Here is a 12,123-nt window from a genome sequence, read left to right as displayed (position 1 = left end):
GCCCCGGGGGCTACCTCGGGTCCAGCCCGTTCGCGAGGAACCAGGGCAGCGGGTCGATCGGCCCGCTGTCCTTCGGCCTGATCTCGAAGTGCAGGTGCGGTCCGGTGCTGTTGCCGCTGCTGCCGACGAAGGCGATCACGTCGCCCTGCTTCACCGGCCCCTTGCGGACCTTGTAGCTGCGCAGGTGGCAGTACCAGGCCTCGGTGCCGTCCGGCATCTTCAGCATCGACATGTAGCCGTAGAACGGGTTCCACTGTGTCCGGAGCGTGCCGTCGGTGACGGCGTACACCTCGGAGCCGCCGTCCACCGGGAAGTCGATGCCGGTGTGCCGCCGGGCCCAGTGCTCGCCGGAGGCGCCGAACAGCTCGCCCAGGCCGTGCCGGGCGACCGGCATGACCACCTTGGGCTTGACCGGCTCGGGGGTCGGCTGGGCGGTCGGGGTGGCGGTGGGCGTGCCGTCGCCGGGCTGGGTGCCGGTCAGCGGCCCGCGGGCGTCGCCGCGCGAGGCCTGGTCCTGGTCGGTGTGGGCGAGCGCCTGCCGGGCGCTCTGCGCTGCGGCCGGTCCGGTGGGGGCGTCGGGCGCCGAGGCCTGGGCCGGCGCCCGGTCGGCCTGTTCCTGGACCACCGCCGCGCCCGCCGCCCCGGCGACCCCGAGCGCGGCCACCGAGGGCACCGCGACCCGGAACAGGGCGGCCCGGGTGGCCGCCTTGGCGGCGCCGCGGCGCTGGGCGCGGGACTGCTCGCGGGCGGCGAGGCGCAGCTCCGCACGGGTGGGGCGGGCGGCTGCTTCGGGAGCCATCGGGGGCTGCCTCCTCGGTGGGCCTCGGTCACGTCGTCGGGCGAGGTAAACAGGCGTGACTGTAGCCCCACGGCCGACACCCCGGAAAAACCGCCGGTTGTCAAGGGGGCGCACGGGGGTCCGCGCGGTGTCCGGGGGCCCGTCGACGGGAGTACCCGCTGGTAGCAAGGCCCGGCGCTGTGACTTTGCCCTCCTCTTGGGAGGTGGCTCGGCCAACCGGGGCGGGTGGCGCTAATCTCCCCTCAGGTTGGTTGGTTATCGAGCGTTAACCGCGTCAACCGCACCGTGGGCCCACGAAGCCCGGTCGGATGATGGACGACGAGGTCCAGGAGGCAGTGATGAGTGTGTCGGGGCCGATCCGTGTGGTGGTCGCCAAGCCGGGGCTCGACGGTCACGACCGTGGCGCCAAGGTCATCGCGCGCGCCCTGCGCGACGCCGGTATGGAGGTCATCTACACCGGGCTGCACCAGACCCCCGAGCAGGTGGTCGACACCGCGATCCAGGAGGACGCGGACGGCATCGGGCTGTCGATCCTCTCCGGCGCCCACATGACCCTGTGCGCCCGGGTGCTGGAGCTGTTGAAGGAGCGGGACGCCGAGGACATCAAGGTCTTCTGCGGCGGGATCATCCCGGACGAGGACATCGCCGAGCTCAAGGCGATGGGCATCGCCGACATCTTCACCCCGGGCACCACCACCCGGGACGTGGTCGCCTGGGTCGAGGCCAACCTGCGGACCGCCGGCTGAGCTCCGCCGCGCGCCGAGCGGGCCGGTCCGTCCTGGACCGGCCCGCTCGGGCGTTCCCGGGGCGCGCTCCGGTACGGCCGTGCTGCCCGCCCGGCCGTACCGGCTGCCCGGCCCGCCGGTGCGTCAACCCGGCGTGACCGTCAGTTCGTCGAGCATCGCCGCCCGGAAGCGCAGGGTCCCGGCCAGCCGGGCGAAGGTCTCCGACCAGGCGGAGTCGGGCGGGGCCCCGGCGGCCAGCTCCTCCACCGCGGCGGCCGTCCCGGGGGCGAGCGCGCGCTCCGTCATCCCGAGCACCCCGCTGTGGCTCCACGGGTACGCGCCGGAGGCGGCGGCCCGGGCCAGCGCCGTCACCACGGCGGTGGACAGCGGCGGCGTCCACGGGGTGGCGCAGGCCCCGAGCAGTTGGAAGGCCTCGGCCAGGCCGTGCACCTCGACGAAGGCGGCCGTCCAGGCGGCCCGCTCCTCGGGCGGGAGCACGGCCAGCAGCTTCGCCGGGGCGCCGGTCACCCGCGCGCCCCGGGCCCGCCCGGCGCCCCGGGTCGGCGGGGCGGGGGCCGGGCCGAGCAGGGCGCGGGCCCAGTCGGCGTCGTGCTGGCGTACGGCGGCGCGCGCCCAGGCCTCCCGCAGGTCGTCGGCCCAGCTGCTGCTGGTCTCGTCCAGGCTGTCGCCGACCCGCAGCGCGAGCAGCTGCCCGGGCGTCAGACCGGTGTCGGCCGGCCAGACCGACAGCGGCGCGGCGGCCACCAACTCGCCGAACCACCAGGCACGTTCGCCGCGCCCGGTGGGGGACTTGGGGGCGATGCCGTCGCGCTGCATCCGCTCGTCGCACTCGGTGGGCGGGGTGACCAGCAGGTGGGTGCCGCTGTCGGCGAGCCGGACGGCGGCCCGGGCCCGCTCGGCCATCCGCCGGGCGAGCGCCGAGTCGGGCAGGGTGGAGAGCAGTTCGGCGGCGGTGGCGCGGACGTTCTTGCTGCGGTCGCCCAGGGCGGCCTCCAGGAAGGGCTCGTCGGCGGGGGAGAGGCCGTCCTGGAGGGCGTCCAGGAAGAGCAGCCGGTCCTCGGCGCGCTCGGTGGGCCAGGTGCTGCGCAGCAGCTCCAGTCCGGCGGCCGGGTCGTGGCGGCGCAGCAGGGTCAGGTGGGTGACCCGCTCGGCGAACAGGCCCTCGTGCCACAGCCGGTGGTCGGCCGGGTCCGCCGGGTCCGCCGGGTCGGCCGGGGTGCCCGGGTCCGCCGGTCGCCGGGCCGGCCCGGCGGCGGTGGTGCGCAGCACGAACCGCCAGTCGGGGTTCTGCGCGGCCAGCCAGCGGCCCGGCGGGCCGGCCAACGCGACGGCGTCGGAGCGCAGTTCGCTGCGGGCCCGGGCGGCGTCGAGCAGCCCGGGGATCAGCGCGGCGGGCGGCCGCAGGCCCGCGGCCCGGGCGGCGGCGAGCCACTGCGGCAGCAGCTCGGCGAGGTTGGCCAGGGTGGCGCCGCCGGTGCCGCCGGTGCGCCCGCCGAGCAGGACGGCCAGCCGGCGGGCGGCCGCCTCGGGCAGTTCGGGGCGGGGGTCCTCGGGGGCGGGTGGCCCGGGCGGCCCGGCGGCCGGTACCGGCAGGGCGCCGGCCCGGCGGCGGACGGTGGCCAGCGCGGCCAGCTCCAGCAGGGCGGTGGCCGGATCGGACGGGTCCACGGCCTCGGCGAGCGGCAGCGCGGTGGGCGGCAGCGGCCGCCGGTCGGTGCCGAGCAGGGCGCTGGTCCGCAGCGGCTCCCACGGGTCCTGGGTGAGGGTCATCGTCGGTTCTCCTGGGACGTCGGGTTCTCCTTGGGGCGCGCCCGGCGGGATCGGCCGGACAGGGCCTAGCCGGACGTGAGGCCGACCGGGCGGTGCTCGGCGGTCCAGGCGGTGACCGGGGCGAAACCCTGGTGGCCGTACTCGCCGAAGACCGTCAGCGGGCGGCCGGTGGAGACCGCGGCCAGCCGCCACAGGGCGGCCTCGGGGACGGCCGAGGGCCGTACCGGGACGGTGTGGTGGCCGTCCGTCAGGTGCCAGCCGTCCGGGGCGCGGACCGGGACGACCCCGGCGAGCACGGTCGGCCAGCTGTCCAGCCACGGGTCGTCGGCCACCGCGCCGCCGTACCCGGCGACCGCCTCGGCGACGGTGAGCCCGGCGGGCGGGGCGGCCGGGCCGGGCCCGGGGGCGCCGTAGCGGGTGCCGAGCACGGCGCGCAGCGGGCGGGCGCCGGGGTGGTAGGCGAGTTCGGCCTCCAGCAGGTGGCCGGTGGGCAGGGCGAGGTCGGGGGCCCGGCCGGGGCGGCCGAAGGCGAGCAGCAGGGCGGGGCGGCCGGTCTTGGCGCCGCGCAGCCAGACCCGGCGGGTGGTGAGCCGCTCGTCGGTCGCCCCTTCCATCGGCACGGTGCGGCTGCCGAGCACCAGCCAGCGGTCCCGTACGGTCGGGCCGGCGAGCACCTCGGCGGCGTCCAGGGTGTAGCCGACCCGGGCGCGGACGGTGGCGGCCAGCGCGGCCGGCAGCTCGTCGACCCGGGTGGCGGCGGTGGCCAGCAGGTGCAGCATCGCGTACTCCTCCAGCAGCCGGTCCTCCGGCAGGGTGTCCAACTCCCGTACCCGGGCGGCGAGTCCGGGGGCCTGGGCGTCGACCATCCGGGCCGCGACCTCCTCCCAGGGGCCGGCCGAGGACTGGTCGGCCAGGCCGTGCCGGATCCGGTCGGCGAGCCGCAGCCGCAGTTCGGCCGCGCCGGCCGCGACCCGGGCGCCGCGCCGCTCGGCCCGGCGGCGGGCGGCCTCCGGGTCGGCCGGGGCGCTCGCGCGCTTCTCGGCCCGTTCCCGCCGGGCCTCCAGCCATTCGGCCGCCCAGTCGGCGGGCTCGCCGGCCGGTACGGCCTCGGGGGCGCCGCTCCACAGCAGGAGGAGTCCGAGCGCGTGCTTGCACGGGAGCTTCCGGCCGGGGCAGCTGCACCGGTAGGCGGGCGTGGCGAGTTCGATCACGGTGCGGTACGGCGTGCGGCCGCCGCCCCGGCACTCGCCCCAGAGGGCGGCGCCGTCGGTGCCCGTGCCGGTCCAGGGCGCGGGTGTGGACAGCTCGCCCGCGGCCTTGCGCGACGTGGCGTCAGGGGCCAGCGACAGGACGTGTTCGGTGCTCCAGCGTTCCTCCATGCGACCGACGGTAGGCGGGGGCACTGACAGTGGCTGACGGCCCGTCCGGCGCCCGTCCGGCGGTTGTCAGTGCCGCGTTGCAAGGTGGTTCCCACAGGCCGGGACGCCGACCTGGCTCCCTCCGTTCACCTCACCACCGGGGCACCCGCGGGCCCGGCGGCCGACCTCAAGGAGCCCCCATGACCGACGTTCTGCGGCAGCACGCCGAGGACGCGTTCGCCGGCGAACTGGCCGCGCTGGCCGCCCAGGACGACCGCCCGCGCCCCGAGCGCTGGAAGCTCTCGCCGTGGGCCGTGGCGACGTACCTGCTCGGCGGCGAGCTGCCGGACGGCACCCGGATCACCCCCAAGTACATCGGTCCGCGCCGGATCGTCGAGGTCGCCGTCACCACCCTGGCGACGGACCGCGCGCTGCTGCTGCTCGGCGTGCCCGGCACCGCGAAGACCTGGGTGTCCGAGCACCTGGCCGCCGCGGTCAGCGGCGACTCCACGCTGCTGGTGCAGGGCACCGCGGGCACCCCCGAGGAGGCCGTCCGGTACGGCTGGAACTACGCCCGGCTGCTGACCCAAGGCCCCAGCCGGGACGCCCTGGTGCCCTCGCCGCTGATGCGGGCGATGGCGGACGGCAAGCTCGCCCGGATCGAGGAGCTGACCCGCATCCCGGCCGACGTGCAGGACGGCCTGATCACCATCCTGTCCGAGAAGACCCTGCCGGTACCGGAGTTGGGCGGCGAGACGCAGGCCGTGCGCGGCTTCAACGTGATCGCCACCGCCAACGACCGGGACCGCGGCGTCAACGAGCTGTCCAGCGCGCTGCGCCGCCGCTTCAACACCGTGGTGCTGCCCCTGCCCGGCTCGCTGGACGAGGAGGTCGACATCGTCACCCGCCGGGTCAACCAGCTCGGCCGCTCCCTCGACCTGCCCGAACTGCCCGGCGGCGCCGAGGAGATCAGGCGCGTGGTGACGGTCTTCCGGGAGCTGCGGGCCGGTCTCACCGTGGACGGCCGGACGAAGGTCAAGACCCCGAGCGGCACCCTCTCCACCGCCGAGGCGATCTCGGTGGTGACCAACGGCCTGGCCCTGGCCACCCACTTCGGCGACGGCGTGCTGCGCGCCGGGGACGTGACGGCCGGCATCCTCGGCGCGGTCGTCCGCGACCCGGTGGCGGACCGGGCGGTGTGGCGCGAGTACGTCGAAGGGGTGGTGCGCGAGCGCGACGGCTGGAAGGACTTCTACCGCGCGGCCCGCGAGGTGACGGCGTGACCTCGGAGGTCGCCCTGCTGGGCATCCGGCACCACGGCCCCGGCTCGGCCCGGGCGGTGGCGGCCGCGCTGGCGCAGTGGCGGCCGGACGCGGTGCTGATCGAGGGCCCGGTGGAGGCCGACGCCGTCGTCCACCTGGCGGCCGGGAAGGACCTGGTGCCGCCGGTCGCCCTGCTCGCCCACGCGGTGGACGACCCGTCGCGGGCCGCGTTCTGGCCGTACGCCGCGTTCTCCCCGGAGTGGGTGGCGATCCGGTACGCGGTGGACCACGGCCTGCCGGTGCACTTCATCGACCTGCCCGCCGGGTACGCCTTCGCACAGGCCGCGGGGGACCGGCCCTGGGACCGGGCGGACGACCCGGCCGAGGAGGGCGGGGAGGCCGCCGAGGAACTGCCCGCGGACCCGCTGGCGCTGCTCGCCGGGGCCGCCGGCCACGACGACCCGGAGCGCTGGTGGGAGGACGTGGTCGAGCACCGTGCCCCCGGCGCGGACGCGCTGGCACCGTTCGCCGCCGTCGCCGAGGCGATGGCGGCGCTGCGCGCCGAGGGCCTCGGCGAGTCCCGCCGGGACGAACTGCGGGAGGCCCACATGCGTCAGCGGATCCGGGCCGCCCGGCGGGCCGGTCACCGCCGGATCGCCGTGGTCTGCGGCGCCTTCCACGTGCCCGCGCTGGCGACCGCGCCCACCGTCGCGCACGACCGGGCCCTGCTCGCCGGGCTGCCGAAGAGGGTGCGGGCGGACATCACCTGGATCCCGTGGACGCACCGCCGGCTCTCCCAGGCCGCCGGCTACGGCGCGGGCGTCCGGTCGCCCGGCTGGTACCACCACCTGTTCAGCACCGAGGGCGACCCGGTGCCGCGCTGGCTCACCCGGGCCGCCGACCTGCTGCGCGCCGAGGACCACCCGGTCTCCTCCGCCCACGTGATCGAGGCGGTCCGGCTCGCCGAGACCCTCGCGGTGCTGCGCGGCCGCCCGCTCGCCGGGCTGACCGAGACCCTGGACGCCGTCCGCGCGGTGCTCTGCGAGGGTTCGGACGTCGCGCTGGAACTCGTCCGGGACCGCCTGGTGGTCGGCGACGCGCTCGGCGAGGTGCCGGACGGCGCACCGGCGGTGCCGCTGCAGCGCGACCTGGCGCGGCTGCAGCGCTCGCTGCGGCTCAGACCGGAGGCCGCGCCCCGGGACCTCGACCTCGACCTGCGCAAGGACACCGACGCGGCCCGCTCCCGGCTGCTGCACCGGCTGCGGCTGCTGGGCGTCGGGTGGGGCGTGCCGGCCCGGTCCCCGGTCCACTCCACCGGCACCTTCCGGGAGAGCTGGCGGCTCTGCTGGCAGCCGGAGTTCGCGGTCCGGATCGCCGAGGCCGCCCAGTGGGGCACCACGGTGGAGCAGGCCGCCGTCGGCAAGGCGGTCGGCACCGCCCGCGCCGCCGTCGAACTCGCCGAGCTGACCGGCCTGGTGGAGACCTGCCTGCTGGCCGGGCTGTCCGGTGCGCTGCCCGCGGTGATGCGGGTGCTGGCGGACTGCGCGGCCCTGGACACCGATGTCGCGCACCTGGCGGCCGCGCTGCCGGCGCTGGTCCGGGCGCTGCGCTACGGCGACGTGCGCGGCACCGACCACGGCGCGCTGGCCGGGGCCGCGGCCGGGCTGGCCGAGCGGGTCTGCGTCGGGCTGCCACCCGCCTGCGTCGGCCTGGACGCGGACGGGGCGGCGGCGATGCGGGCCCGGATCGACGAGGTGCACGGCGCGATCGCCCTGCTCGGCCCGGGCCCGGCCGCCGCCGGTACCACTGTTGTCGGTACTGCTGCTGTCGCCGATGCCGCCGGGGCCCCCGACGGACTGCCCGACGGACTGCCCGAGCGCTGGGCCACCGCCCTGCGCTCGTTGGCCCGCCGCGAGCCCGCCGGCTCCCCGGCCACCGGCGTCCCCGGCCTGCTGCGCGGCCGCGCCGTCCGGCTGCTGCTCGATGACGGCCGGTTGGACGCGGAGGAGGTCGGCCGACGGCTCCGGCTGGTGCTGTCGACGGCCAACGCCCCGGCCGACGCGGCCGGTTGGGTCGAGGGCTTCCTCGCCGGCGGCGGCGCCCTGCTGCTGCACGACCCCCGGCTGCTCGCCCTGCTGGACGAGTGGCTCTGCGGGGTCGGCGGCGAGGTGTTCACCGATGTCCTGCCACTGCTGCGGCGCACCTTCGCCGGGCTGGAGGCGGGCGTGCGCACCACCATCGGCGCCCGGGTCGCCGCCGGTCCGCTGGACGCCGCCCCGGCGGCGCCCGGGACCGGCGGCGCACTGGACCCGGACCGCGCCGACGCGGCCGTCCCGGTGCTGGCCGTCCTGCTCGGCGTCCGCCCGCGGATCCCCCGCCAGCCCGCCGGCCGCGACACCTGACCCCGCCCGCCCCCGACCCGCCCGCCGCACCAGGAGGACCCGATGGCATCGACCCCGACCGACGAACGGCTGCGCCGCTGGCGCCTGGTGCTCGGCGGCGCGGCCGACGGGACCGGCTGCACCCTGCGCGGTCGCGACGCCGCGATGGACGGCGCCCTCGCCGCGCTCTACCGGGGTGCGCCGGAGGAGGGCGGCAGGACGCCCCGGGGCGGCCGCCGCGCGGCCGGGCTGGGCGGTTCGGCCCCGCAGGTGGCCCGCTGGCTGGGCGACATCCGGGAGTACTTCCCGTCCACCGTCGTCCAGCTGATGCAGCAGGACGCGATCACCCGGCTCGGCCTGGACCGGCTGCTGCTGGAGCCGGAGATGCTGGAGGCCGTCGAGCCGGACGTGCACCTGGTCGGCACCCTGCTGTCGCTCCGGCACGCGCTGCCCGAGACCACCCGGGAGACCGCCCGGGCCGTGGTCGGCAAGGTGGTCGCCGACCTGGAGCGCCGACTGGCGGACCGGACCAGGACCGCCCTGGGCGGAGCCCTGGACCGCAGCGCCCGGGTGAACCGGCCGCGCCACCGGGACATCGACTGGGACCGGACGATCCGGGCCAACCTGAGGAACTACCTGCCCGAGCACGGCACCGTCGTGCCCGAGCGGCTGGTCGGCCACGCCCGGGCCCGGCGGGCGGTGAGGAAGGACGTCATCCTCTGCGTCGACCAGTCCGGCTCGATGGCGCCGTCCGTCGTCCACGCCGCGGTGTTCGGCGCGGTGCTCGCCTCGATGCCCAGCCTGGACACCCGGCTGGTCGTCTTCGACACCTCGGTGGTCGACCTCACCGAGCAGCTGACCGACCCGGTGGACGTCCTGTTCGCCACCCGGCTCGGCGGCGGCACCGACATCGACCGGGCCCTCGCCTACTGCCAGTCGAGGATCACCCGGCCGTCGGAGACCGTCGTGGTGCTGATCAGCGACCTGTACGAGGGCGGTGTCCGGGACGGCATGCTGCGGCGGGTCGCCGCGATGAAGGCGGCGGGCGTCCAGTTCGTCGCGCTGCTCGCGCTGTCCGACGAGGGCGCCCCCGCGTACGACCACGCCCACGCCGCCGCCCTGGCCGCGCTCGGCGCCCCGGCCTTCGCCTGCACCCCGGACGCCTTCCCCGGGATCATGGCGGCGGCGATCGAGAAGCGTCCGATCCCGCAGCACCCGACGGGGGCGGCCGACGGGGAGCCCTGACCGGGAGCCCCTGACCGGGAGCTTTGACCGGGGGGTGACGACTTCACTCGAACGTGTGAATCACTCGATCGGTGGACCGCGGGTGCCGTCGACGGCCGGAGGCCGATCTGTGACGGTTCTCACCCATGGCGGACAGGCCCCGGGCGGAACAGTCCCGTCCCACGGGGATAACCTGCCAGACGGACGTGACGCGCGTGTTGATTGACGTGTGCGCCCGTGGCTGTGTGGGCCGCAAGGCCGTACCTCTGCGTACCCGCACCGCTTCGACGACCCGCAGCGAAGATCCTGCCGTGGCACGCTCGTAGAGACACAATCCGCGACCACGAACAAGGACGAACACACGTGGACCTGTTCGAGTACCAGGCGAGGGACCTCTTCGCCAAGCACGGCGTGCCCGTGCTTGACGGTGATGTCATCGAGACCCCCGAAGCCGCTCGCGCCATCGCCGAGCGCTTCGGCGGACGCGCCGTCGTCAAGGCTCAGGTGAAGGTCGGCGGCCGTGGCAAGGCCGGTGGCGTGAAGCTCGCCGCCGACCCGGCCGACGCCGTCGCCAAGGCCGAGGCGATCCTCGGTATGGACATCAAGGGCCACACCGTTCACAAGGTGATGCTGGCCCAGACCGCGGACATCAAGGACGAGTACTACGTCTCGTTCCTGCTGGACCGCACCAACCGCACCTTCCTGGCCATGGCCAGCGTCGAGGGCGGCGTGGAGATCGAGGTCGTCGCCGAGCAGAACCCCGAGGCGCTCGCCAAGATCCCGGTCGACGCCAACGAGGGCTGCACCCCGGAGAAGGCCGCCGAGATCGTCGCCGCGGCGAAGTTCCCGGCCGAGGTCGCCGACCAGGTCGCCGACGTCCTGCAGAAGCTGTGGACCGTCTTCATCAAGGAGGACGCCCTCCTCGTCGAGGTCAACCCGCTGATCAAGTCCGGCGACGGCAAGATCATCGCGCTCGACGGCAAGGTCTCCCTGGACGAGAACGCCGAGTTCCGTCAGCCCGAGCACGAGGCGCTCGAGGACAAGGCCGCGGCCAACCCGCTGGAGGCCGCTGCCAAGGCCAAGGGCCTGAACTACGTCAAGCTCGACGGCCAGGTCGGCATCATCGGCAACGGCGCGGGCCTCGTCATGAGCACCCTCGACGTGGTCGCCTACGCCGGTGAGAACCACGGCGGCGTCAAGCCCGCCAACTTCCTGGACATCGGTGGCGGCGCCTCCGCCGAGGTCATGGCGAACGGCCTGGAGATCATCCTGGGCGACCCCGACGTCAAGTCGGTCTTCGTCAACGTCTTCGGTGGCATCACCGCCTGTGACGCGGTCGCCAACGGCATCGTGCAGGCCCTCGCGCTCCTGGAGAGCAAGGGCGAGAACGTCACCAAGCCGCTGGTCGTCCGCCTGGACGGCAACAACGCGGAGCTGGGTCGCAAGATCCTCGACGACGCCAACCACCCGCTGGTCCAGCGCGTGGACACCATGGACGGCGCCGCTGACCGCGCCGCCGAGCTGGCCAACAAGTAAGGAAGGGGACTTAACACCATGGCTATCTTCCTTACCAAGGACAGCAAGGTCATCGTCCAGGGCATGACCGGCGCCGAGGGCATGAAGCACACCCGCCGCATGCTCGCCTCCGGCACCCAGATCGTCGGCGGTGTCAACCCGCGCAAGGCCGGCACCACGGTCGACGTCGACGGCACCGAGATCCCGGTCTTCGGCTCCGTCGCCGAGGCCATGAAGGAGACCGGCGCCGACGTCTCCGTCCTCTTCGTGCCGCCGGCCTTCACCAAGGCCGCCGTCATCGAGGCCATCGACGCCGAGATCGGCCTGGCCGTCGTCATCACCGAGGGCGTTCCGGTGCACGACACCGCCGCCTTCTGGGCGCACGCCGGTTCGAAGGGCAACAAGACCCGGATCATCGGCCCGAACTGCCCCGGCCTGATCAGCCCCGGACAGTCGAACGCCGGCATCATCCCGGCCGACATCACCACCTCCGGCAAGATCGGTCTGGTCTCGAAGTCGGGCACCCTGACCTACCAGCTCATGTACGAGCTGCGCGACATCGGCTTCTCCTCGGCCGTGGGCATCGGCGGTGACCCGGTCATCGGGACCACCCACATCGACGCCCTCAAGGCCTTCCAGGAGGACCCGGAGACCGAGATCATCGTCATGATCGGTGAGATCGGTGGCGACGCCGAGGAGCGTGCCGCGGCCTACATCGCCGAGCACGTCACCAAGCCGGTCGTCGGCTACGTCGCGGGCTTCACCGCCCCCGAGGGCAAGACCATGGGCCACGCCGGCGCCATCGTCTCGGGCTCCTCGGGCACCGCCCAGGCGAAGAAGGAGGCCCTCGAGGCCGCCGGTGTCAAGGTCGGCAAGACGCCGTCCGAGACCGCCCGCCTGGCCCGCGAGATCATCGCCGCCAAGGGCTGATCCCGGTCACCCGCGCGCCGAGCGCCCCCCCCCCGGGGGGGGGGGGCGCGCGCCCCGCCCCGGGCCCCCGGGGCCGCGGCGCCGTGCGCCCCGGCGGGGGGGCCGGGCCGCGCGCGCCCCCGGGGGGCGAGCCCCGCG

Annotated in this window: 9 protein-coding genes; 6 read left to right on the top strand and 3 right to left on the bottom strand. The window is 75.7% G+C overall.

From position 1 onward, the window contains the following. Positions 1-10: 10 nt before the first annotated feature. On the bottom strand, positions 11-799 hold the full coding sequence (locus tag ACFWXO_RS01175) for a M23 family metallopeptidase (protein WP_375882190.1): 789 nt from the start codon (positions 797-799) through the stop codon (positions 11-13). Between the two features lie 338 nt (positions 800-1,137). On the opposite strand from ACFWXO_RS01175, the gene ACFWXO_RS01170 reads away from it, so the two are divergent. Beyond that, entirely contained in the window at positions 1,138-1,545 is a 408-nt protein-coding gene (locus tag ACFWXO_RS01170; protein ID WP_375882192.1) for a cobalamin B12-binding domain-containing protein, read from the top strand. 123 nt (positions 1,546-1,668) lie between these two features. Here ACFWXO_RS01170 and ACFWXO_RS01165 read toward each other — a convergent pair whose 3' ends face one another. Both ACFWXO_RS01165 and ACFWXO_RS01160 read right to left on the bottom strand, forming a co-directional pair. Beyond that, a complete protein-coding gene (locus tag ACFWXO_RS01165; protein ID WP_380521192.1) occupies positions 1,669-3,315 on the bottom strand; it encodes a DUF5691 domain-containing protein in 1,647 nt (548 codons plus the stop codon). Between the two features lie 65 nt (positions 3,316-3,380). After that, positions 3,381-4,694, bottom strand: a complete 1,314-nt coding sequence (locus tag ACFWXO_RS01160; RefSeq protein ID WP_380521190.1) for an SWIM zinc finger family protein — start codon at positions 4,692-4,694, stop codon at positions 3,381-3,383. 179 nt (positions 4,695-4,873) lie between these two features. On the opposite strand from ACFWXO_RS01160, the gene ACFWXO_RS01155 reads away from it, so the two are divergent. From ACFWXO_RS01155 to sucD, 5 genes are all read left to right on the top strand, one after another. Next, positions 4,874-5,956 carry an AAA family ATPase gene (locus ACFWXO_RS01155; RefSeq protein ID WP_380521189.1) on the top strand — a complete coding sequence of 361 codons (1,083 nt, stop codon included), beginning with the start codon at positions 4,874-4,876 and terminating at the stop codon, positions 5,954-5,956. Further along, positions 5,953-8,337, top strand: a complete 2,385-nt coding sequence (locus ACFWXO_RS01150) for a DUF5682 family protein (RefSeq protein WP_380521187.1) — start codon at positions 5,953-5,955, stop codon at positions 8,335-8,337. The genes ACFWXO_RS01155 and ACFWXO_RS01150 overlap by 4 nt, the downstream gene beginning before the upstream one ends. Positions 8,338-8,379: 42 nt before the next feature. Continuing rightward, positions 8,380-9,561 carry a VWA domain-containing protein gene (locus ACFWXO_RS01145; protein ID WP_380521186.1) on the top strand — a complete coding sequence of 394 codons (1,182 nt, stop codon included), beginning with the start codon at positions 8,380-8,382 and terminating at the stop codon, positions 9,559-9,561. A gap of 342 nt (positions 9,562-9,903) precedes the next feature. After that, positions 9,904-11,076, top strand: a complete 1,173-nt coding sequence (gene sucC / locus ACFWXO_RS01140; RefSeq protein WP_375882207.1) for an ADP-forming succinate--CoA ligase subunit beta — start codon at positions 9,904-9,906, stop codon at positions 11,074-11,076. A gap of 18 nt (positions 11,077-11,094) precedes the next feature. Then, positions 11,095-11,985: a succinate--CoA ligase subunit alpha gene (gene sucD, locus ACFWXO_RS01135; protein ID WP_375882209.1), complete on the top strand. Its 891-nt coding sequence runs from the start codon at positions 11,095-11,097 to the stop codon at positions 11,983-11,985. The last annotated feature ends 138 nt before the right edge of the window (positions 11,986-12,123 follow it).

The organism is Kitasatospora sp. NPDC059088, assembly GCF_042738155.1.
Classification (GTDB): domain Bacteria; phylum Actinomycetota; class Actinomycetes; order Streptomycetales; family Streptomycetaceae; genus Kitasatospora.
Note: the sequence above shows the minus strand (reverse complement) of the source record. Positions and strands in the feature narration are given on the sequence as shown.

What these genes read in the sequence shown, in the direction of transcription:
- ACFWXO_RS01175 (WP_375882190.1), bottom strand. Translation starts at nt 799, where the DNA reads ATGGCTCCCGAAGCAGCCGCCCGCCCCACCCGTGCGGAGCTGCGCCTC.
- ACFWXO_RS01170 (WP_375882192.1), top strand. Translation starts at nt 1,138, where the DNA reads ATGAGTGTGTCGGGGCCGATCCGTGTGGTGGTCGCCAAGCCGGGGCTC.
- ACFWXO_RS01165 (WP_380521192.1), bottom strand. Translation starts at nt 3,315, where the DNA reads ATGACCCTCACCCAGGACCCGTGGGAGCCGCTGCGGACCAGCGCCCTG.
- ACFWXO_RS01160 (WP_380521190.1), bottom strand. Translation starts at nt 4,694, where the DNA reads ATGGAGGAACGCTGGAGCACCGAACACGTCCTGTCGCTGGCCCCTGAC.
- ACFWXO_RS01155 (WP_380521189.1), top strand. Translation starts at nt 4,874, where the DNA reads ATGACCGACGTTCTGCGGCAGCACGCCGAGGACGCGTTCGCCGGCGAA.
- ACFWXO_RS01145 (WP_380521186.1), top strand. Translation starts at nt 8,380, where the DNA reads ATGGCATCGACCCCGACCGACGAACGGCTGCGCCGCTGGCGCCTGGTG.
- sucD (WP_375882209.1), top strand. Translation starts at nt 11,095, where the DNA reads ATGGCTATCTTCCTTACCAAGGACAGCAAGGTCATCGTCCAGGGCATG.